Source organism: Pseudomonas khorasanensis (assembly GCF_014268505.2).
Classification (GTDB): domain Bacteria; phylum Pseudomonadota; class Gammaproteobacteria; order Pseudomonadales; family Pseudomonadaceae; genus Aquipseudomonas; species Aquipseudomonas khorasanensis.
Window position 1 is genome coordinate 248418 of record NZ_JABWQP020000005.1, and the last position, 21142, is coordinate 269559.

Annotated in this window: 17 protein-coding genes; 10 read left to right on the forward strand and 7 right to left on the reverse strand. The window is 61.7% G+C overall.

Annotated features, from left to right (window positions below):
• Positions 1 to 49 precede the first annotated feature (49 nt).
• Complete coding sequence (locus HU727_RS14385; protein ID WP_186532318.1) at positions 50 to 409, reverse strand: hypothetical protein; 360 nt, start codon at positions 407 to 409, stop codon at positions 50 to 52.
• Positions 410 to 544: 135 nt separating this feature from the next.
• Here HU727_RS14385 and HU727_RS14390 point away from each other — a divergent pair, with 135 nt between their 5' ends.
• The 5 genes from HU727_RS14390 to HU727_RS14410 all read left to right on the forward strand — a co-directional run bounded on the left by HU727_RS14390 (position 545) and on the right by HU727_RS14410 (position 4722).
• Positions 545 to 1156 (forward strand): DUF2796 domain-containing protein, encoded by a 612-nt coding sequence (locus tag HU727_RS14390; protein WP_186532317.1) that lies wholly within the window; start codon positions 545 to 547, stop codon positions 1154 to 1156.
• Positions 1157 to 1306: 150 nt separating this feature from the next.
• Positions 1307 to 2017 (forward strand): ABC transporter ATP-binding protein, encoded by a 711-nt coding sequence (locus tag HU727_RS14395; protein WP_186532316.1) that lies wholly within the window; start codon positions 1307 to 1309, stop codon positions 2015 to 2017.
• Position 2018: 1 nt separating this feature from the next.
• Entirely contained in the window at positions 2019 to 3284 is a 1266-nt protein-coding gene (locus HU727_RS14400; protein WP_186532315.1) for an ABC transporter permease, read from the forward strand.
• An 11-nt stretch (positions 3285 to 3295) separates the two neighbouring features.
• On the forward strand, positions 3296 to 3814 hold the full coding sequence (locus HU727_RS14405) for a DUF3299 domain-containing protein (protein ID WP_186532314.1): 519 nt from the start codon (positions 3296 to 3298) through the stop codon (positions 3812 to 3814).
• Positions 3815 to 4023: 209 nt separating this feature from the next.
• On the forward strand, positions 4024 to 4722 hold the full coding sequence (locus tag HU727_RS14410; RefSeq protein ID WP_186532313.1) for an OmpW/AlkL family protein: 699 nt from the start codon (positions 4024 to 4026) through the stop codon (positions 4720 to 4722).
• 401 nt (positions 4723 to 5123) lie between these two features.
• Here HU727_RS14410 and HU727_RS14415 read toward each other — a convergent pair whose 3' ends face one another.
• Complete coding sequence (locus tag HU727_RS14415; RefSeq protein ID WP_186532312.1) at positions 5124 to 6056, reverse strand: NAD-dependent epimerase/dehydratase family protein; 933 nt, start codon at positions 6054 to 6056, stop codon at positions 5124 to 5126.
• A complete protein-coding gene (locus HU727_RS14420; protein WP_186532311.1) occupies positions 6049 to 6933 on the reverse strand; it encodes a sugar nucleotide-binding protein in 885 nt (294 codons plus the stop codon). Before HU727_RS14420 ends, HU727_RS14415 begins: the two co-directional genes overlap by 8 nt.
• 276 nt (positions 6934 to 7209) lie before the next feature.
• Between HU727_RS14420 and HU727_RS14425 the strand changes: the two genes are divergently transcribed.
• Positions 7210 to 11496: a DEAD/DEAH box helicase gene (locus HU727_RS14425; RefSeq protein ID WP_186532310.1), complete on the forward strand. Its 4287-nt coding sequence runs from the start codon at positions 7210 to 7212 to the stop codon at positions 11494 to 11496.
• A 34-nt stretch (positions 11497 to 11530) separates the two neighbouring features.
• Here the strand turns inward: HU727_RS14425 and HU727_RS14430 are convergent, their stop codons facing one another.
• On the reverse strand, positions 11531 to 13645 hold the full coding sequence (locus HU727_RS14430; protein WP_186532309.1) for a mechanosensitive ion channel family protein: 2115 nt from the start codon (positions 13643 to 13645) through the stop codon (positions 11531 to 11533).
• A gap of 290 nt (positions 13646 to 13935) precedes the next feature.
• On the opposite strand from HU727_RS14430, the gene HU727_RS14435 reads away from it, so the two are divergent.
• Genes HU727_RS14435 through HU727_RS14450 form a run of 4 tightly spaced genes read left to right on the forward strand, consistent with a single transcriptional unit; the run spans position 13936 to position 17910 of the window.
• Positions 13936 to 14862, forward strand: coding sequence for a DUF72 domain-containing protein (locus HU727_RS14435; protein WP_186532308.1), 927 nt, complete (start codon positions 13936 to 13938; stop codon positions 14860 to 14862).
• Positions 14859 to 15656 (forward strand): endonuclease/exonuclease/phosphatase family protein, encoded by a 798-nt coding sequence (locus HU727_RS14440; protein ID WP_186532307.1) that lies wholly within the window; start codon positions 14859 to 14861, stop codon positions 15654 to 15656. The genes HU727_RS14435 and HU727_RS14440 overlap by 4 nt, the downstream gene beginning before the upstream one ends.
• Complete coding sequence (gene clsB / locus HU727_RS14445) at positions 15653 to 16927, forward strand: cardiolipin synthase ClsB (protein ID WP_186532306.1); 1275 nt, start codon at positions 15653 to 15655, stop codon at positions 16925 to 16927. The genes HU727_RS14440 and clsB overlap by 4 nt, the downstream gene beginning before the upstream one ends.
• Complete coding sequence (locus HU727_RS14450; RefSeq protein WP_186532305.1) at positions 16924 to 17910, forward strand: lysylphosphatidylglycerol synthase domain-containing protein; 987 nt, start codon at positions 16924 to 16926, stop codon at positions 17908 to 17910. The genes clsB and HU727_RS14450 overlap by 4 nt, the downstream gene beginning before the upstream one ends.
• Before the next feature lie 111 nt (positions 17911 to 18021).
• Here HU727_RS14450 and HU727_RS14455 read toward each other — a convergent pair whose 3' ends face one another.
• The 3 genes from HU727_RS14455 to HU727_RS14465 form a co-directional block, all read right to left on the reverse strand.
• Positions 18022 to 18780, reverse strand: coding sequence for an alpha/beta hydrolase family protein (locus HU727_RS14455; RefSeq protein WP_186532304.1), 759 nt, complete (start codon positions 18778 to 18780; stop codon positions 18022 to 18024).
• Entirely contained in the window at positions 18770 to 19879 is a 1110-nt protein-coding gene (locus HU727_RS14460) for a DUF3182 family protein (protein WP_186532303.1), read from the reverse strand. Before HU727_RS14460 ends, HU727_RS14455 begins: the two co-directional genes overlap by 11 nt.
• 212 nt (positions 19880 to 20091) lie before the next feature.
• A complete protein-coding gene (locus HU727_RS14465) occupies positions 20092 to 21072 on the reverse strand; it encodes a GlxA family transcriptional regulator (protein ID WP_186532302.1) in 981 nt (326 codons plus the stop codon).
• Between the last annotated feature and the right edge of the window lie 70 nt (positions 21073 to 21142).

Sequence of the window (21142 nt, forward strand, 5' to 3'; positions counted from 1 at the left end):
ACGGTATACGCCTTTGTAGGAGCTGCCGCAGGCTGCGATCTTTTACGGCTTACCCGATCCAGCTATAGAGCGGCGTATCCCCACCACTGATCACTTTCACATCCGAACTGTGGCGCAGGCGCACCAGCAGGCGTTTGCCTGACACCGCATTGCCGGTCAGGCTTTCGAGTTGCTCAAGCAGATCCGGCCCGCTGAGCTGCCCGGCCTTGCGCAACAGATCCCGTGCAACCTGCCACAACGCATCGTCCTGATTCACCGGTTTCGCCGCAGGGGTCCCAGCAACCGCTTCAGGTTGAGCCATTGGCGACTGCCCATTCAAGGCCGATCCGAGCTTCGCCCAATCACTGTCATCCAGCTCAACCGTCAGATCCACCGGCACCTCGCCGACCGTTCCGCGTATCCGCAACATCGAGTTCGCTCCTGCACATTTATGACCTGCATGCTCCCACGGGACTTGTGCAACGCCAAGCGCACGGGCAAACTCTGCGCGCTTTCGTTATAAGATTACATAACAAACTTTTCATTTTACTTCCCGGAGTCCGCCATGCGCCGTTTGCTGCTTGCCTTGCCGTTTGCCCTGTTGCCGCTGGCCATTGCCCATGCGGCTGATGAGCACGATCATGATCACGACCATGATCACGACCATGAACACGGCAGCCTTGGCGCCCATGAGCATGGCGTCGGCCGGCTGAACGCGGCGCTCGACGGCCAGACCCTCGAACTGGAGCTGGAAAGCCCGGCGATGAATCTGGTCGGTTTTGAACACGCCGCGACTTCCGATGCCGATAAGGCCAAGGTGGCTGCCGCACGTGCGCAACTGGAAAAACCCCTGGCGCTGTTCGGCCTACCCGCCGCTGCCGGTTGCAAAGTGGTCAGCCAGGAACTGGAAAGCCCGCTGTTTGGCGACAAGCCGGATGCTGATGACCACCATGAAGATGAAGCCGACAAGGATGGTCACGAGCATCACCATGACCACAGCGAAATCCATGCGCATTTCCAATTCAGTTGCGCCACGCCGGGCGCGTTGAAGACGCTCGATCTGGCAAATCTCTTCAAGACCTTCCCGGCCACGCAGAAGATTCAGGTACAACTGATCAGCGCGAATGGTCAGCAGGGCACGGAAGTGACGGCGAAATCGGCCGCGCTGAAATTCTGAACAGAATGAAAATCCCTTGTAGGAGCTGACGAGTGCAACGAGGCTGCGATCTTTTGATTGTAAAAAACCAGGATCAAAAGATCGTCCGATCGCGGCCCGAGCCTTCGGCAGCTCCTACAGGGGTTAATGTCCAACCATGAAATCGGCGCCATGACCCAAGCACTCATCGAACTTTCCGACCTGGGCTTCAACTGGCCCGGGCACCCGACGCTGCTGGACATCCCGGCGTTTCGCCTCGAACCCGGTGAAACCCTGTTTCTCAAAGGCCCCAGCGGCAGTGGCAAGACCACCCTGCTCGGCCTGCTCGGCGGTGTGCAGAAACCCGGTCGCGGCAGTATTCGCCTGCTCGGCCAGGAACTGACCGAGCTGTCCGCCGGCGCTCGCGACACTTTCCGCGTCGATCACACCGGCTACATTTTCCAGCAATTCAATCTGCTGCCGTTTCTATCGGTGCGCGAAAACGTCGAGCTGCCGTGCCACTTCTCAAAGCTGCGTGCTCAACGCGCCAAGCAACGTCATGGCAGCGTCGATCAAGCCGCTGCCACCCTGCTTGCCCACTTGGGGCTCAAGGATGAAAGCCTGCTCGGCCGTCGTGCCGACTCGTTATCCATTGGTCAGCAACAACGTGTCGCCGCTGCCCGCGCCTTGATTGGTCAGCCAGAGCTGGTGATCGCCGACGAACCGACTTCGGCGCTGGATTACGACGCCCGCGAAAACTTCATTCGCCTGCTGTTTGCCGAATGCCGCGAAGCCGGATCGAGCCTGCTCTTCGTCAGCCATGACCAGAGCCTGGCCCCGCTGTTCGATCGTCATCTGTCCCTGGCCGAACTCAATCGCGCCGCCACGTCCGCCGAGGTCTGAGATGTATCTGTTTCGTCTGGCCATGGCCAGCCTGGCCAACCGCCGCTTCACCGCGTTACTGACTGCCTTCGCCATTGCCCTCTCGGTGTGCCTGCTGCTCGCCGTCGAGCGGGTGCGCACCGAGGCCAAAGCCAGTTTCGCCAGCACCATCAGCGGCACCGACCTGATCGTCGGCGCGCGTTCCGGCTCGGTGAATCTGCTGTTGTACTCAGTGTTCCGCATCGGCAATGCCACCAACAACATCCGCTGGGACAGCTTCGAACACTTCGCCAGCAACCCGAAAGTGAAGTGGGCGATCCCGATGTCCCTCGGCGATTCCCACCGTGGCTATCGCGTGATGGGCACCACCGAAGCCTATTTCGAACATTACCAATACGGTCGCCAGCAACATCTGGCGCTGGCCGATGGCCGCGCCTTCGCCAGCGATCCGTTCGAAGTGGTACTCGGCGCCGAAGTCGCCGAAGCGCTGCATTACAAGCTCGGCGACAAGCTGGTGCTGGCCCATGGCGTGGCGGCGATCAGCCTGGTCAAACATGACGACAAACCGTTCACCGTGGTCGGCATCCTCAAGCGTACCGGCACGCCGGTTGACCGCACGCTGCACATCAGCCTCGGCGGCATGGAGGCGATCCACATCGACTGGCACAACGGCGTGCCGGCACGAGGCAACGGGCGGATCAGCGCTGATCAGGCACGCAACATGGACCTGACACCCCAGGCGATCACCGCGTTCATGCTTGGCCTCAACAGCAAGATTTCCACGTTTGCACTGCAACGCGAGATCAACGAGTTCCGTGGCGAGCCGATGCTGGCGATTCTGCCGGGCGTGGCCCTGCAGGAGTTGTGGAGCCTGATGAGCACGGCGGAAAAGGCCTTGTTCGTGGTGTCGCTGTTCGTCGTGCTGACCGGATTGATCGGCATGCTCACGGCGATTCTGACCAGCCTGAATGAGCGCCGCCGCGAGATGGCAATCCTGCGTTCGGTGGGTGCGCGACCGTGGCATATCGCGAGCCTGTTGGTACTCGAGGCGTTCGCGCTGGCGCTGACCGGGGTGATCGCCGGGCTCGCGTTGCTGTACATCGGCATCGCCGCCGCACAAGGTTATGTGCAGGCCAATTACGGTTTGTATCTGCCGCTGGCGTGGCCGAGCGAGTATGAATGGACGCTGCTCGGTGGCATTCTGGCAGCCGCGCTGCTGATGGGCAGCGTGCCGGCCTGGCGCGCGTATCGCCAATCCTTGGCCGATGGCTTGTCGATCCGTTTATGAGGATGTTCACCATGCCCCGCGCCTTGCTTGCGCTGCTGTTGCTGATTGCCCTGCCCGTGTCGGCAGCGGCGCCAAAAGATTTGACCTGGTCGGAAATGATCCCGCCGGACGCCGCGCCTGAAGTACCGAACATGACGCCGCTGCACGACCTGTCGAAGATGGGCGACGCGCTGTCCGCCGAAGCCGCGCCTGCGGCGAAGCAGGACATGCCGAACGCGCCAGTAGTGCAGAGTCTCGATGGGCAGAATATCCGCCTGCCGGGGTACATCGTACCGCTGGAAGTGAGCGAAGAAGGCCGCACCACAGACTTTCTGCTGGTGCCATATTTCGGTGCCTGCATCCACGTTCCGCCACCGCCGTCGAACCAGATCGTGCACGTGAAAAGCGAACTCGGTGTGAAGCTTGATGAGCTGTATCAGCCGTACTGGGTTGAAGGGCCGTTGCAGGTGAAAGCATCGAGCAGTGAACTGGCGGACGCCGGGTATCAGATGGAGGCGGACAAGATTTATGCGTATGAGCTGCCGGAGTGAATCCCGGTAGTTTTGTGCTGGCTATACGGCCCTCTTCGCGAGCAGGCTCGCTCCCACGGGGACTGCGATTCAAGTGCAGGAGCGAGCCTGCTCGCGAAGAGGCCGGCACAGACGCCTCATCACTGTTTCATTGAGCTGAGTCAAAAGACCGTATCAGAGGGCTTCGTACCATTGGACATCGAATATTTTTGAGTCCTTCTGGAGCCCCCATGAACAAGTCCTTGCTCAGCGCCTCGCTGTTCGCTTTCGCGCTCGCAGCCCCGCTCGCCCACGCACACGAGGCCGGCGACATTCTGATTCGCGCAGGTGCGATCACCGTCAACCCGAAGGCCGACAGCTCCAGCGTCAAGGTCGATCAGGGTCCGCTGAGCGGCACCAATCTGGGTGGCAAGGCAACCATGAGCAGCGACACGCAACTGGGCCTGAACTTCGCCTACATGCTCACCGACCACGTCGGTCTCGAGCTGCTCGCGGCCACGCCGTTCGAGCATGACGTGAAACTCAAGGGCACCGCCCTGCCCGCCGCCAACGGCAAACTCGGTACGCTGAAACACCTGCCGCCGACCCTCAGCGTCGTCTACTACCCACTGGATTCGAAATCAGCGTTCCAGCCCTATGTCGGCGGCGGTATCAACTACACCTGGATCTACGATGAACACGTTGGGAGCGAAGCCCAGGCCAACGGTTTCAGCAACTTCAAGGCGAAAAACTCCTGGGGTCTGGCGTGGCAGGTCGGCGCCGACTACATGATCACCGACAACATCATGCTCAACGCCCAGGTGCGTTACATCGACATCGATACCCGCGCCACCGTCGAGAACAATGCCGTTGCACCAGGCACTCGCGCACGGGTGAATGTCGACGTCGATCCGTTCATCTACATGGTCGGTCTGGGCTATAAGTTCTAAGCCGATTTACCGAACGTTCACGTGGTGGTGAATGAGGCTGGGTGGCGAGCAGGCCTGGAACTGACGGCGACCGTACGCAGTTGATCGGGGGATAACGTCCCCTTGCCACAGGAATAGCGATATTCCGGCCGTGAAAAAGGCGCCTGTTGAAGGGCGCCTTTTTCATTTGGACTGGGGCTCGGTGGTGGAGCCAAGATCTTTACCCCCTCACCCCAACCCTCTCTCCCAAAGGGGCGAGGGGAAAGGGAGCCGATTTTTGTGCTATTCAAGATCCGGGTTCGGCTCGGCATCGGGGTGGTTTGCAACTTGGGTGCGACTCGGTATTTCACGTCGGCGCATCTCGCCCCGTCACCTCGGTCAGTTCCCTCTCCCTCCGGGAGAGGGTTAGGGTGAGGGGCTTTTCATGGACGCCCCAACAACCGCGCCAGCCCCACACTCATCGGCGTTTGCGGCGGCATGTCGAAACGCTCCAGCAAGCGTCGGTTGTTGGCTCGCGAGTGCCGGATGTCACCAGAGCGCGCAGGGGCATAGCTGATCGGCGGCAGCTCGCCGACGACGGTTTTCAGGGCTTCAAGCATCTGCTTGAGGCTCATCGCCTGATTCCAGCCGACATTGACCGCGCCTTCCTGTACTTCGGGCTTTTCGATCGCCTGTACCAGCAAATCGACCAGATCGCCGACATAGAGAAAATCGCGCGTCTGCTCGCCATCGCCGAACACGGTGATCGGCAGGCCTTTCTGGGCGCGCTCGCTGAAGATGCTGATCACGCCGGAGTACGGCGACGACGGATCCTGACGCGGGCCGAAGATGTTGAAGAAACGAAACACCGCCGGTTCCAGGCCATGCTGGCGACGATAGAAATCGAAGTAATGCTCACCGGCCAGTTTGTCCGAGGCATACGGCGTCAGCGGCGCTTTCGGTGTGTCCTCATCGATCGACTCGCCTTCGCCATTGTTGCCGTACACCGCTGCGCTGGAGGCATACACCACACGCTTGACCCCGGCCAGGCGCATGGCTTCGCAGACATTCAGCGTGCCGATGAAATTGCTCTGGTGAGTCTTCACCGGATCGTCCACCGACGCCTGCACCGAAGCCACCGCCGCCAGATGAGCGACCGCGTTACAACCCTGCATCGCTTGGGCCACAAGTACCGCATCGGCAACATTGCCGACGATCAATTCAACCTTTGGATTGTCCAGCGGCAGGTTGCTGCGCTTGCCGGTGGACAAGTCGTCGAGCACCCGCACTGCGTAGCCTTTGGCGAGCAAGGCGTCGGTCAGGTGCGAGCCGATGAACCCGGCTCCGCCGGTAATTAAAACAGTGCCTTCAGCCATGGCGATAAAACCTATCCAGTAAGCCCGGGAGTGCTGCACGCCAGGCGCGCGGCTTGATCCCGAAAGTGTGCAGAATTTTCTTGCAGGCCAGCACTGCGTGTTGCGGCTCCTCGGCAGCGTCCGGGCGCGCGGCGTGCGCCTGGGCGGTCGGCGCTTCGATGGCGAGTGCGTGCAGGCTGCGTGCTTCGGTGAGAATCGCCTGGCCCAGCGCCAGCGGCGTCGTCGCCTCGTGGCCGGCGTAGTGATAAGTGCCCCACAGGGGCGCGGCGCAGTCGAGTTGCTTGAGCACGGAAATGATCACCCGCGCGGCGTCATCGACCGGCGTCGGATTGCCGCGTCGATCATCGGCCAATAACAACTCTTCCGGATTTTCGGCGCGAGCGAGGAAGCGCCCAAGCGTGCCGTCCGGGCTGTCGTCGAGCAGCCAGCCAAAGCGCAGCAACACATGCTGCGGGCAAGTCGCGCGTACGCTTTGCTCGATACGCCACAGCGCCTGACCGCGCAGGCCCAGCGGCACCGGCTCGTCTTTTTCGCTGTAGGCCGTGGCACGAGAGCCGTCGAAAACCCGATAACTCGACGGTTGCACCAGCACGATATTGTGGTGCTGGCACAGCTCGGCCAGGCGCTCGATCGCGCGTTCCTGCCCGGCCATGCGGCTTTCGCTCACGCTCTCGGCCTGAAACCAGTCGAAATAGTAGGCAAGGTTGATCAACGCATCGGGACGGGTGTCGTCGAGCAGTTGCGTGAGGCTTGCGGCATCCCAGCCGTTTTCGGGCGGGCGGGGGGCGAGGAAACCAATATCTTCTTCCGCACCGAGGCGAATCAGCGCCTGCCCAAGGGCATTTCCGCCGCCCAGTAACATAAGGCGCATTCGCATAGAGTCAGCAGGCCCAGTCTGATTGGAACGATGGCTTTGGCGACGGGACGAGTAGAACCGTCGTCGATAATTGCCGGAATCGTTGCATTTTGCGGGTTTAGTGCGCAACCGTCATCCGTAAAGTGTAGATGCGGGGATTTGTATCGCCCTCACTGGCGCAATCGCGAGCAGGCTCGCTCCCACAGGGGAGCGCATTCCAAGGTGGGAGCGAGCCTGCTCGCGAAGGGGTCCGAACGGTACTTGCATCTTCCCGCCCCCGCCCGCATAACTTTAACCATGAATCTGCCCCTCCCCGCCACCAGCGTCCTGGCTGGCTTTCACCCCGCCGTCAGCGCGTGGTTCAGCAATACGTTCCCGGCGGTCACCGCTGCCCAGGCTCGCGCGTGGCCGTTGATTCGCCAGCGCCGCTCGACGCTGATCGCCGCGCCCACCGGCTCGGGCAAAACCCTCACCGCGTTTCTCGCCGTGCTCGATGACCTTGTTCACCGTGGCCTTGAACACCCGGACGGTTTGCCCGCCGAAACGCTCGTGGTCTACGTCTCGCCCCTGAAAGCGCTGTCCAATGACATCCAGATCAATCTGCAAAACCCGCTGGCCGGCATCACTGAGCAGTTACGGCAGATGGGCCTGCCGGAGCTGACCATCACCACTGCCGTGCGCACCGGTGATACGCCGCAGAAAGATCGCTTAGCGATGCGCAAAGTCGCACCGCACATTCTGGTGACCACCCCGGAATCGCTCTACGTGCTGCTCGGCTCGGCGTCGGGGCGCAAAATGCTCGGCACCACGCGCACGGTGATCATCGACGAAATCCACGCCATGGCCGCAGGCAAGCGCGGCAGCCATCTGGCGTTGAGCCTTGAACGACTGCAAGCGCTGTGCAGCGAGCCGCTGACCCGCATCGGCCTGTCGGCGACGCAAAAACCGGTGGACGCCGTGGCGCAGTTTCTTGTCGGTCACGACCGCCCCTGCGAGATCATCGACATTGGCCATGCGCGGCCACGGGACCTGGGCATCGAAGTGCCTGCGGTGCCGTTATCGGCGGTGATGGCCAACGATGTCTGGGCGCTGGTTTACGATCGCCTCGCCGAACTCGCCCGCGAGCACCGCACCACACTGATTTTCGTCAACACCCGGCGACTGGCCGAGCGCCTGAGCCGGCATCTGAGCGAACGTCTCGGCAAGCATGCAGTGGCCGCGCATCACGGCAGCCTGGCCAAGGAATTTCGCCTCGATGCCGAACAGCGTCTCAAGCGCGGCGAGCTGCAAGTGTTGATTGCCACGGCGTCGCTGGAATTGGGGATCGATATCGGTGAAGTCGATCTGGTCTGCCAGATCAGTTCGCCGCGCTCGATTGCCGCGTTTCTGCAACGGGTCGGCCGTTCCGGACACCAGGTTGGCGGCACGCCCAAGGGGCGCCTGTTCGCCACCACCCGTGACGACTTGATTGAATGCGCCGCCCTGCTCGACTGCGTACGTCGGGGCGAGCTCGATACGCTGCACATTCCCGAAGCGCCGCTGGACGTGCTGGCGCAGCAGATCATCGCCGAGGTCAGTTGTCAGGAATGGTCAGAAGACGCCTTGCTCGCGATGTTCCGCAAATCCTGGCCTTATCGTGATCTGGACGAAAAGCACTATCAGGCCCTGCTGAGCATGCTCGCCGAAGGTTATAACGGTCGGCAGGGCATCCGCAGCGCCTACTTGCACCGCGACGCGGTCAGCCGCACGTTGCGCGGAAGGCGTGGCGCGCAACTGACCGCTGTGACCAGTGGCGGCACCATCCCGGACAACGCCGATTACAGCGTGCTGCTCGAACCGCAGGGTCTGAACATTGGCAGCGTCAACGAAGACTTTGCCGTTGAGAGCATCGCCGGCGACGTGTTCCAGCTCGGCAACACCTCGTATCGCATCCTGCGGGTGGAGAGCGGCAAGGTGCGGGTCGAGGACGCGCAGGGCATGCCGCCGACCATTCCATTCTGGCTCGGCGAAGCGCCGGGACGCAGTGATGAACTATCGGGCGCCGTCGCGCGTTTGCAGGCGCAGCTCGATTCATTGCTCAGCGCCAGCCCCGGCGATCTGCAACCGGCGCTCGATTGGCTGACGGCCACACTCGGCCTCAACCACGCCAGCGCCGAGCAACTGGTCGAGTATCTGGCCCGCGCGCGGCTGACACTCGGTGCCCTGCCCTCGCAGGACACGCTGCTGATGGAGCGTTTTTTCGACGAGTCCGGCGGCACGCAACTGATCATCCATTCGCCGTTCGGCAGCCGCATCAACCGCGCCTGGGGCCTGGCCTTGCGCAAGCGTTTCTGCCGCACGTTCAACTTTGAGTTGCAGGCCGCCGCCAGCGAAGATGCAATCGTGCTGTCGCTCTCCACCAGCCACAGTTTCGAGCTCGACGAGGTCTGGCGTTATCTGCACAGCAACAGCGCCGAACATATCCTCATCCAGGCCGTGCTCGATGCGCCATTGTTCGGCGTGCGCTGGCGCTGGAATGCCGGGGTGGCGCTGGCATTGCCGCGCTTCACCGGCGGACGCAAAGTCGCCCCGCAGTTGCAGCGCATGAAAAGCGAAGACCTGATCGCCAGCGTGTTTCCCGATCAGATCGCCTGCCTGGAAAACCTCGCCGGCGAGCGAGAGATCCCCGAACACCCGCTGGTGGAACAGACTCTCGATGATTGCCTGCACGAAGCGATGGACAGCGAGGGTTGGCTGGCGCTGCTGCGGCGCATGGAACGTGGCGAGGTGCGCCTGATCAGCCGTGACCTGCCAGCGCCCTCGCCGCTGGCGGCAGAAATCCTCAGCGCCCGGCCGTACACCTTTCTCGATGATGCACCGCTGGAAGAACGCCGCACTCAGGCAGTAATCAACCGGCGCTGGAGCGATCCGCAATCGACCGATGACCTCGGCGCACTGGACGCCGATGCCATCACGGCAGTGCGGGAAGAGGCGTGGCCGGCGCCGAACTCCATCGATGAAATGCACGAAGCGCTGATGAGCCTCGCCTGCATCAGCGACGCCGAGGCTTGCGCCAACGCGGCTTGGCCGGGCTGGCTGCAAACGCTGATGACCAGTGGGCGCGCCTGCCTGTTGCAGATCGATGCCGACCATCGGTTATGGCTGGCTCGCGAGCGGTTGAGTTGCCTGCAGGCGCTGTTTCCACACGCCACGTTGCAGACCGCAGCGGTCGCACTGCCGGGTTTCGACGAACCCTGGACATTCGATGAAGCGCTGGTTGAAGTGATCCGCGCCCGCCTCGGAGCCTTCGGGCCGATACCGTTGGCCGCCATCGCTGACCCCCTTGCGCTGGCAGCGGTGCACGTCACTCAGGCCCTCGCCCGACTGGAACGCGAAGGGTATGTGTTGCGCGGTCAGTTCACGCCGGGCCCTGCCGTAGAAGAGTGGTGCGAACGCCACCTGTTGGCGCGTATCCATCGCTACACGGTCAAACGCCTGCGCCGGGAAATCGAACCGGTGGCATTGCAGGATTTTGTGCGTTTCCTGTTCGACTGGCAGCATCTGACGCCAGTTACTCAAGGTCAGGGAAGCGCGGTGTTGCCGGCGATTGTCGGCCAGTTCGAAGGCTACCCGGCGGCAGCTTCGGCGTGGGACAGCGACATCCTGCCGGCACGCCTCAAGGACTATTCGCCGAGCTGGCTGGATGACCTGTGCCGCAACGGCAAACTGGTGTGGACACGGATCAGCGCGCGGCAGAAAACCAGCGGCTCGGCGCTGCGCAGTACGCCGATTGTCCTGCTGCCGCGCAGCCAGGTCGGCCTGTGGTGCGCGTTGGCCGAGCAGACGCCAGTGAGTGAGCTGTCGCCCAAAGCGCAAAAAGTCCTCGAAGCGTTGAGTCAGCACGGTGCGCTGTTTTTCGATGAGCTGATTCACGAAGCGCACTTGTTGCGCACCGAACTGGAGATCGCTTTGCAGGAACTAGTGGCCGCCGGGCGGGTGAATGCCGACAGCTTCGCCGGCCTGCGCGCGCTGATCACACCGGCGAGCAAGCGCCAGCAACGCAGCAGTCGACGCGGGCGCGGGGCCTTTATTGGCGGGATGGACGATGCCGGGCGCTGGGCATTGCTGCGCCGCGGCTCGGCGGTGGATGCGTCCGAAACACTGGAGCACGTCGCCATGACCTTGTTGCGCCGTTATGGCGTGGTGTTCTGGCGCTTGCTCGAGCGCGAAGCGGACTGGCTGCCGAGCTGGCGGGAACTGCTGCGCACGTTTCATCGGCTGGAAGCGCGGGGCGAAATCCGTGGCGGGCGGTTTGTCAGCGGTCTGGCGGGCGAACAGTTTGCGTTGCCTGAGGCCATCCCGTTGTTGCGCGAAGTGCGTCGGCGTGCGCATGACGGCAGCCTGGTGGCGGTGTGTGGGGTTGATCCGTTGAATCTGGCCGGGACGTTGTTACCCGGCGTGAAAGTGCCAGCGCTGGCGAGCAACCGGCTGGTGTATCGCGACGGGATACCGGTTGCGGCGGTAATCGCCGGCAAGCCGCAGGTCTGGGTGGAGCTGGATCAGGTGGTCATGGAGCAGGTGGGCAGGAGACTGACCCGGCATTAATGTTGGCCGGCCCTGCCACCACAAAAATCATGCTTCAGGTCCGCGATTCCTGCGGCAGCACCACCGCCGAATGCTCCGGTGCCACGTCATCAGCCTGCCGCCGCTTCGGCAAAAAGACCTGCTGTGGATAAGTCTGCGCAAAGTGCACATTCGGCGTGTTATCCACAAGCTTTTTCAGGCGCTGATTAAAGGCCCGGCTGACCGCGTATTGCCCACCGGAAACCGTCCTGAACTGCGCGGTCAGCACCACACCGTTCAGATCCATCTTGTCCACGCCAAACACATCCAAAGGCCCTTGCAGGTTGTACTTGAGGAACGGGTCTTCACGAATCGAATCGCCGGCCTCGCGAATCAGCTCGATGGCTTTGTCGACGTCGGTGTCGTAGGTGAACTGCACCGAGAAAAAAGCGAAGGCAAACTGACGTGATTGGTTGGTCACAGCCTTGATTTGTCCGAACGGCACCGAATGCACGAACCCCTTGCCGTCACGCAGGCGCAGGGTGCGGATGGTCAGGCCTTCGACCGTGCCGGCATGGCCGGAGTCGAGCACCACCCAGTCGCCGATCGACAGGGTGTCTTCGATAATGATGAACAACCCGGTGATCACATCCTGCACCAACTGCTGCGAACCAAAACCAATGGCCAGACCGACCACCCCGGCACCGGCCAACAGCGGCGCGACGTTGATGCCGAGATTGGCCATTGTGGTGATCGCGCAAATCACCACGAGGATGATTTTGATCGCGTTGCGCAGCAGCGGCAGGATGGTTTTCACCCGGGTGCTGGGCTGGCGGGCCGCGCGTTTGCTGAGCGGCGGTTTCAGCGCTTCCTGGATCGCTGTGTCGAGCACCACCCACAGCAGCCACGTCACCAGGAAGATCAGGCCGATGCTGCTCAAGGCATTGCTGATCGCTCGGCCGACCGTGCTGCTCTGGGCGAAATCGAGCAACGACACGCCCCAGATCCGCCCGAGGATGTCGATGAAGGCAATCGCAATCACTATCCGCAGCAGCGCATGCAGCAAACTGAGAAAACGCTCCTTGTAGGCACTGCTGCGCTGGATCGCCTCGGCCTTGCGCGACCTGAACAGGTGCTGCAACACCGTGCTGAGAAATACCGTGGCGATCAGCAACACCGTGGTGAACAAGGCACAGCGCAGGGCTTTCTGATTGTCCTCGCCGATGCCGATCAGACTGACCGCCGAGACCAGCACCATGAGCACGATCGGCCAATACCACAGCCCGGAAAAAATCCGCAGCGACTCCTGCAGCGACGGTTGTTTCAGACGCTGGGCCAGCGGACGATTACGGATCAGATGGGCCACCGGTCGGCGCAAGCGAATCACCAACAAGCCAAAGATGACCGAGGCGATCAGTCCTGTGAACACGGCGATACTGCTGGTGATATTGCCACCCAGTTGCCGGGCAATCTGTGGGCTGGTCAAGGCATCGCTGAGGGCAGCGAGAAAGCCGATCAGAAACAGCGGGCGCGGGCAGTACTCGCGGATGATCCGCGCGGCCGTGCGTTTGTGGCCGAGGTTGAACATCACCACGACGCACAGCAGCATTGAGGTCGAAAAGATACCGCTGCTGGTGGCATAGGCCAGACACAGCGCCAGCGCCCGGCCCACCGAGCCTTGTAAAAAATGGCTGACATACAGCGTCAACGGCAGACAGATCAGTGCCGGCACAGTGAACGGCAGTACGTAACCGAGCAAATCCTGGCTGCGCTGGCGAGTACGCAGCCAGCGGCCCTCACGCAGGCGCTTGGTCAACAGACTGCCGAGGACCGTCAGCAGGGCGAAACTGCCGAGCCACACACCCGACAGCGCAAGAAAGTCCCCGGCCACACTCCAGCCTGAGCGGTTCGACGGCTGCTTGACCAGCCGGTCGACCTCATCCGCCGCACGATCGGCGCGCAGTCGCCAGGCATCGACCAGGTGTTCGTTGAGGTCGAGTTTTTCCTGCACATCATCGATGCTCGAACTGATCGCCCCGAGCAGACCGCCCTGAACCAGCGGTTCCGGTTCGGCGGGTTTTTCAGCCGTTTCAGCAGGGGCCGGAACGCCCGGCAGCGCGGCGGCTTGCGATGTGTTGACGCCGAAGCACAGCAGCGCTCCCAGCAGAATGGCGATCCTGAAATTGAGCAAAACTCCGATCTCCCGTGGCTGACCCTGGTAAGGAACTGATCGGTAATTGCGCGGCAAGTTCAGCCATGAACACCAGACAATCCCTTGTGGGAGCGAGCCTGCTCGCGAAATTGGACCGCCAGAGAAAAGCTCGTTGACTGACACACTGCTTTCGCGAGCAGGCTCGCTCCCACAGGGGGACGGCGTCGCCCGGCTGAATCGACCGTCCGTAACGCCATCGAAACTTTCACGCCTCGCCCACAGTCATCACAAAACACCGGCAACACGAGGACTTTCCAAGGGAGGACGGGATGGCGACGATTCACATCGGTATTTCAGGCTGGCGCTACGCCCCGTGGCGCGGGGACTTCTACCCGAAGGGTCTGGCGCAGAAGCGCGAATTGCAGTTCGCTTCCCGGGCGGTCAACAGTATCGAAATCAATGGATCGTTCTACGCTCTGCAACGACCTGAACGCTATGCCCAGTGGTACGCCGAAACCCCTGATGACTTCGTTTTCAGCGTCAAGGCGCCGCGCTTTATCACCCATGTACGTCGCTTGCGCGAGATCGAAAAGCCGCTGGCGAATTTCTTTGCGTCAGGGGTACTGGAACTGAAAGAAAAACTCGGCCCGATCCTTTGGCAATTTCCACCGAATTTCAAATTCGAGACTGAGCGTTTCGAGCAGTTTCTCGCGCAACTGCCCCACGACACTGAAGCAGCCGCCGCCCTCGCCCGCCAGCACGACTCACACCTGCCCGGCCACGCCAGCGTCAAAGCCTGGCGCAAAATGCCGCTGCGTCATGCCGTTGAAATCCGCAACGAAAGCTTTATCGATCCCGAATTCGTGCGCCTGTTGAAGCGTCACAACACCGCGCTGGTGGTCGCCGACACTGCCGGGAAATGGCCCTACCGCGAAGACCTCACCAGCGACTTTGTCTACCTGCGCCTGCACGGGGCCGAGGAGCTTTATGCCAGCGGTTATTCGGCGGACGCGATCAAACGCTGGGCCGAACGCATCGACGCCTGGCATCAGGGCCGGCAGCCGGACGATGCGCATCTGATCGCGCCAAGCCTGAAACCGCGAGCGCGCAAATCCCGCCAAGTGTTCTGCTATTTCGACAACGACATCAAAGTCCGCGCGCCCTACGACGCCCGCAGCCTGTTGCAGCACTTCGGCCTCGATAAAAACCTCGCCACCGCTCCCGGCCAGGTCGCCGCCGAAGGAGTCCTGTCATGAGCATTCCAGAACCGGTGGGGTTCACCGATGAAGGCGCTGTCGTGGAGTCATCGGTGCGCACATTCACCGTACTGACGGTCAACACCCACAAGGGTTTCACCGCCCTCAACCGGCGCTTCATCCTGCCGGAGCTGCGTGAGGCGGTGCGCAGCGTTGCCGCCGATGTGGTGTTTTTGCAGGAAGTCCACGGCACGCACGAGCAGCATCCGAAAAGCTACGACAATTGGCCGACGATGCCGCAGTACGAATTCCTCGCCGACAGCCTCTGGCCGCAGTTTGCCTACGGACGCAACGCGGTGTACCCGGCGGGCGATCACGGCAATGCGTTGCTGTCGAAATTCCAGATCATCCGCCACGACAACCTCGACGTGTCGATCAGCGGCCATGAAAACCGTGGGCTGTTGCACTGCGTACTGCGACTGCCCGGTGACGGCGCCGAAGTGCATGCGATTTGCGTGCATCTGGGCCTGCGCGAAAGCCATCGCAACGCCCAGCTTGATCTGCTCATGCAGCGCCTCGCCGAGCTGCCTGAGAACGCCCCGGTGATCGTTGCCGGTGACTTCAACGACTGGCGCCAGCGCGCCGATGCGCAGCTCAAACCCTGCGGCCTGCGTGAGGTATTTACAGAGCTTCACGGCAAACCGGCGCGCAGTTTTCCGGCGCGACTGCCTGCATTGCGGCTGGACCGTATTTACGTGCGCAACCTCAAGGCCAGCCGGCCGAAAGTCCTGACCAACCGCCCCTGGTCCCATCTTTCCGACCACGCACCGTTATCGGTGGAGATTGAACTATGAACAGTGCGCCACTGGAAAAAGCCGTCGTGGACCCCGTGCCGTTGAACCCGCCGGTACGCGAGCCCGGTCACGTCGATGTCGAATATCAATGGCACGGCAATAACCGCGTGCAGTTGCTGGAAAACGGCGAGGAATACTTCCCTCGGGTGTTTGAAGCGATGCGCGCGGCCAAGAGTGAAATCCTGCTGGAAACCTTCATCGTCTTCGAGGACAAGGTCGGTGCCGAGTTACAGCAGATTCTGATCGAAGCCGCTCAGCGTGGCGTGCGCACCACGGTCAGCCTCGACGGCTTCGGCTGTGGCGAGTTGAGCACCGGTTACCTCACCGCGTTGAGCGACGCCGGCGTGCATCTGCAGATCTTCGATCCTGCGCCCAAGCATCTGGGCATCCGCACCAACTGGTTCCGGCGCCTGCACCGCAAGATCGTGGTGGTGGATGGCTTGGTCGCATTCATTGGCGGGATCAATTTTTCCGGCGATCACCTGGCCGATTTCGGCCCTGAAGCCAAACAGGATTATTCGGTAGAAATTCAGGGCCCGGTGGTCGCTGACATCCATCACTTCGCCCTGCTGCAAAGCGGTCGCCCTGGTCGCGCCCGGTTCTGGTGGCAGCGCCGGCGTCAGCGTCTCGCCGACATGGCCTTCACCGAGCACGACGGACAGGTGCGCCTGGTATTCCGCGACAACGACCAACACAACACTGATATCGAAGACGTCTATTTGCAGGTGCTGCGCAAAGCCAGGCACCGCGTGATCATTGCCAACGCCTACTTCTTCCCCGGCTACCGCTTGCTGCGCGAGATCCGCAACGCGGCACGGCGCGGCGTCGAGGTGCGGCTGATTCTGCAAGGCCAGCCGGACATGCTGGTGGCCAAACTGGCGGCGCGGATGACTTACGACTATCTGCTGCGAGCCGGGGTGCAGATTCATGAATATTGCGAACGTCCGCTGCACGGTAAAGTCGCGCTGGTGGACGATGACTGGAGCACGGTCGGTTCAAGCAATCTTGACCCGCTGAGCCTGTCGCTGAACCTTGAGGCCAACGTGCTGATCCGCGACCGCGCCTTCAATCAGCATCTGTTCGAACGCCTCGAAGACCTCAGCCGGAACCACTGCAAAGCCATGGACGCGAAGCTGTTGCCGCGCGGGCGAATCTGGCACATGACGGTCGGTTTTCTGGTGTTTCACTTCCTGCGGCACTTCCCGGCGATGGCGGGTTGGCTGCCGGCGCACAAACCGCGCCTGAAGCCTTTTCGAGGTGCGCGCCCATGAGTCATTCCGAAGCGCATTCCAGTAGCCATTCGCCGTCGGCAGCACCGTCGAAATGGAGTCGCTGGAAACGACCGCTGACAATCCTGTTTTTCCTCGCGCTGATCGTGTTGCTGACAATGTTCGCCACGCGCATCGAGTGGGCCGAGGTCCTGCAAACCCTCGCCGACTTCAAGGTGCGCACGCTGATCATCGCCGCCAGCGTGACGTTGCTGAGCTTTCTCACCTACGCCAGTTTCGACTTGATCGGCCGCACCTACATCCGTCAGGACCTGACCTGGAAACAGATTCTGCCGGTGGGGATCATCAGTTACGCGTTCAACCTCAATCTCAGCGCCTGGGTCGGCGGCATCGCCATGCGTTATCGACTGTATTCGCGGCTGGGCGTGAGTAAAGGCAACATCGCCAAGATCCTCGGTCTGAGCCTGGCAACCAACTGGTTCGGCTACATGACCATCGCTGGCGTCGTATTCAGCAGCGGTCTGGTGCGCATGCCGCCGGGCTGGAAACTGAGCAGCGATGCGCTGCAACTGGTGGGCGTTGTGTTGCTGCTTGTCAGCGCCGGATATCTGGCCGCGTGTCAGTTCTCCAAACGCCGCGAGTGGACGATTCGCGGTGTTGAAATCAACCTGCCCTCACTGCGCATGGCGGTCCTGCAATTGCTGCTTGGTGCTTTGAACTGGTCGTTGATGGCGGCGGTGATTTTCACCTTGCTGCCAAGCAAGCTGGATTACCCGTTGGTGCTCGGTGTGTTGTTGATCAGCGCGATTGCCGGGGTCATTACCCACATTCCGGCAGGGCTTGGCGTGCTGGAAGCGGTGTTTGTCGCGCTGCTGCAGCATGAGGCATCACGGGGCAGTCTGGTGGCAGGGCTGCTGGCGTATCGGGCGATTTACTTTCTCTTGCCGTTGTTGATTACGGTGGTGATGTATCTGGTGGTGGAAGCCAAGGCGAAAGCGCTGCGAATCGAGAAGAAACCCTCCTGAGTTTTTGTTGAAGCTGAAGGCCCCTTCGCGAGCAGGCTCGCTCCCACAGGTTGGACGCATTCCAAATGTAGGAGCGAGCCTGCTCGCAAAGGGGCCGGTACAAGCAGTGAATCACCGGGATTGAATAATGCTCAACCGCTCACCCACGACCATCTCGGTAATCCAGTCCACCAGAATCGAGGTGTAGGCTTGCTGCGACACCGGATCGCTCAACGCGTGATCGGCGCCATCGATAATCCGGTGCGTCAACGAATGGGTCTGCTGACACGCAGCGCGGTAACTCATGATGGTCGCGTGGGGGACGAAGTCATCGGTTTCCGACTCCACCAGCAAAACGTCCCCGGTGAACTGCGAGCAGGCGTGCAGCGCACGGTTGCTGTCGGCGGGCACCAATGTGCCGCGATAGTCGCGCAAATCCGCCTTGTCCAGATCGCGTTTGGGCGTGTGCCATTGCTCGTCTCGATACAGCGCCGGCACTCGTAACGCCAGCCAGCGCACCGGGCGCAATGACGTCAGGATCGAGGCCAGATAACCGCCATAACTGGTGCCAACCACGGCGATCGCCGACGTATCGAGCGCCGGGTGCGCCAGCAGACGATCGTACGCCGCCAGCAAATCACGCAGATTGTCTTCGCGGGTCACCCGCGACAGGGGAATGCCGGTTCCCCCTGTGTGGCCACGCAAATCAAACGTCAGACAAACGCAACCCAGGCCGGCGATGCCTTTGGCCCGTTCCAGGTCGCGCTCCTGACTGCCGCCCCAGCCGTGGACAAACAACACGCCCGGCACCTTCGACTTGGGACTGAGAAACGTCCCGCTCATCTGTTCGTCATCAATGTCGATTTGAATGCTTTCGCTTCTAGCCGTCATAGGATTTGACCGTTACGTATTTGAGAAGGAACGCGCTGTTTTCGGCCGGGCCGCGATAGACCTCGATGGCGTCCGCCGGCAGCGCCTGATCGGTGTAAGTTTCCACGGACGACACCCGAATGGCGCGCATCTGCGGATCGTTGGCAAAGGCTTGCAGCGCGGCGACCTCGGCGCTGCTGGCGCCGCCCATGCGCCAGGATTGTTCGAGTACGCCGCTGCGCTTCCTGCCACTGGCGTCCAGCCCTTGGGCAATGTCGTAATTGCGCCTCGAGGCGAAGAATCGCGGGTAGGCTTCATCGGCGGCGCTATCAAAAACCTGCGCCTGCTCGATGGCCAGACGCACGTCGCCGGGCAGATCCAGCGCCAGCAATTGTTCATAGCCGCCCTGCACCGCCAACAGATTCGAGCCGCCGTAAACCTCTTCCCCTTGACCATCCCTGGTCAAATATTGATCACCGCAGTAGCTCAACACTTTCCCACCGATGAATGACTGGCCGACACTGTGGGTGACAACTTCGCTCAAGTCTTGCTCCAGCACCACGCCTTCGCTGAAGATCTGTTGCGCCTCGGGCCGCGCAAGGATTTCGTCGAAGCCATCGAGGCTTTTAATCACTTCCTGCCCACGGCCGGCGCAGGCATGAATCGGCTTCAAGCGGATCGGCCCGGCGTACAGCAAATGCTCGGCGGCCGGCCGCGCATCTTCAAGCGCAAACACGCTGAGTCCGTCGAGCACGACGTTGCGCACCCGCTCGGAAAACAGCGGCGACCAGCCTTCAGGCGCCTGAGCCAAATGGCTGCGCAAACCGTGGGTGATGGCTTTGGTGCAGATGAAGTCGTGCTCGACGAATCCGCCCCAGAGATCGTCCGGGCCTTTGATACCGAGCTCCCTCGCGCGGGCTGAGCCGACGATGGTCTGCGTCGGGAGCAAGTAGAGTTCGCGGTCACGGTGTTTCTCGGGATCATAGCTGCCGCCGAACTTCAGCCCGAGTATCTGCGCCAGCCAGCGGGCCAGGGCTTTGTTGGTCTGAATTTCATGTTGTGGTGCGTCGACGCGCACCGAATGAGCAACAACGATTTTCCTGCCGGGTGTCGGGGTCATGCGTTCCCCTTTCATCAGTTCGTGAGTTCAGCCAGGAAAGGTGCAGAGATCAGGCCAATGGCTGATCCGCTGGAAACGCCCGGCAATCGGGCCGTTGGCAAAACGGTGCTGGCACGACGCCTGTTTCAATGTGCACGACCGCGCGTAAATATCCGGCAAATTGCACGATCCCGGATCACATGCAAAACATTGTGGGAGCTGCTGTGTTTGGGCTAGCGCGTCAGCCCGAACCGCCCCCGGTAATCACTCGGCGCCAGCCCGGTAATCTTCTTGAAGATCGCACGAAACGCGCCTGGATCCTGATAGCCCACCGTCCAGGCGATGTGATCAATCGTACCGTTGGTGAACTCGAGCATTTCCCGCGCCCTGCCGACACGCAGATGTTGGCAGTACTCGGTCGGTTTCAAACCGGTCGCGGCGCGAAACCGTCGCAAAAAGGTGCGCTCCTCCAGCCCGGCTCGCTCTGCCATTGCCGTCAGCGAAACGTCCGTCGCCCCGGTGCTTTGCAGCCAGTGCTGCACCTTGAGAATCGCCGCGTCGCCATGGCTGAGGATCGGCGCGAAATTACTCCCGCACTCACTGGCGCTGTCGCTGTGCTCCATTACCAGAAACCGCGCGGTCGCGGTGGCGATGCTCGGCCCGAGCAAGCGATCGACCAGACGCAAACCCAGCTCCGACCAGGCCATCAGGCCGGCCGTGGTGATCAGGTCGCCGTCATCGACAATCGGCGTATCGGCCTTGAGCTTGATGTTCGGATAACGCTCGGCAAACGCCTGGGCCGAGGTCCAGTGGGTGGTGGCGCTACGGCCATCGAGCAGACCGCTTTCAGCGAGCATCAACGATCCCACGCATACGCCGCCGAGGGTCGCGCCGCGTGCATGTTGATCACGCAGCCACTGCGCCAGACTCGCCGGCATCTGCGCCGCACTGAACCCGCCGAGCGAGGGCGGAATCAGCACGGCCAGCAAAGCGTCTTCGGCGCCCGGATGACTGTCGTAAACCCGCGTCGGCAATTGATCACCTTCGATGCGCCAGTGACTGACCCGCAACAAGGGCAATTGCGCAGCCTGATACTCGGCGGCAATCCGGTTGGCCACTGCAAACAGATCGGTCAGACCGTGCACCGCCGCCATTTGCGCGCCAGGATAAATCAGCACGCCCAATTGCGCCGTGGCGGCTCTTTCTGCAGCCATTGTCAGTTTTCCCCTGTTTATTGTCGGTGCGGCCAATCCTCGAATCCTCGCCCAGCGCCAATACTGACGC

Coding starts and splice junctions, on each gene's coding strand:
- HU727_RS14385 (WP_186532318.1), bottom strand. CDS start 409: ATGTTGCGGATACGCGGAACGGTCGGCGAGGTGCCGGTGGATCTGACG.
- HU727_RS14390 (WP_186532317.1), top strand. CDS start 545: ATGCGCCGTTTGCTGCTTGCCTTGCCGTTTGCCCTGTTGCCGCTGGCC.
- HU727_RS14395 (WP_186532316.1), top strand. CDS start 1,307: ATGACCCAAGCACTCATCGAACTTTCCGACCTGGGCTTCAACTGGCCC.
- HU727_RS14400 (WP_186532315.1), top strand. CDS start 2,019: ATGTATCTGTTTCGTCTGGCCATGGCCAGCCTGGCCAACCGCCGCTTC.
- HU727_RS14405 (WP_186532314.1), top strand. CDS start 3,296: ATGCCCCGCGCCTTGCTTGCGCTGCTGTTGCTGATTGCCCTGCCCGTG.
- HU727_RS14410 (WP_186532313.1), top strand. CDS start 4,024: ATGAACAAGTCCTTGCTCAGCGCCTCGCTGTTCGCTTTCGCGCTCGCA.
- HU727_RS14415 (WP_186532312.1), bottom strand. CDS start 6,056: ATGGCTGAAGGCACTGTTTTAATTACCGGCGGAGCCGGGTTCATCGGC.
- HU727_RS14420 (WP_186532311.1), bottom strand. CDS start 6,933: ATGCGAATGCGCCTTATGTTACTGGGCGGCGGAAATGCCCTTGGGCAG.
- HU727_RS14425 (WP_186532310.1), top strand. CDS start 7,210: ATGAATCTGCCCCTCCCCGCCACCAGCGTCCTGGCTGGCTTTCACCCC.
- HU727_RS14435 (WP_186532308.1), top strand. CDS start 13,936: ATGGCGACGATTCACATCGGTATTTCAGGCTGGCGCTACGCCCCGTGG.
- HU727_RS14440 (WP_186532307.1), top strand. CDS start 14,859: ATGAGCATTCCAGAACCGGTGGGGTTCACCGATGAAGGCGCTGTCGTG.
- clsB (WP_186532306.1), top strand. CDS start 15,653: ATGAACAGTGCGCCACTGGAAAAAGCCGTCGTGGACCCCGTGCCGTTG.
- HU727_RS14450 (WP_186532305.1), top strand. CDS start 16,924: ATGAGTCATTCCGAAGCGCATTCCAGTAGCCATTCGCCGTCGGCAGCA.
- HU727_RS14455 (WP_186532304.1), bottom strand. CDS start 18,780: ATGACGGCTAGAAGCGAAAGCATTCAAATCGACATTGATGACGAACAG.
- HU727_RS14460 (WP_186532303.1), bottom strand. CDS start 19,879: ATGACCCCGACACCCGGCAGGAAAATCGTTGTTGCTCATTCGGTGCGC.
- HU727_RS14465 (WP_186532302.1), bottom strand. CDS start 21,072: ATGGCTGCAGAAAGAGCCGCCACGGCGCAATTGGGCGTGCTGATTTAT.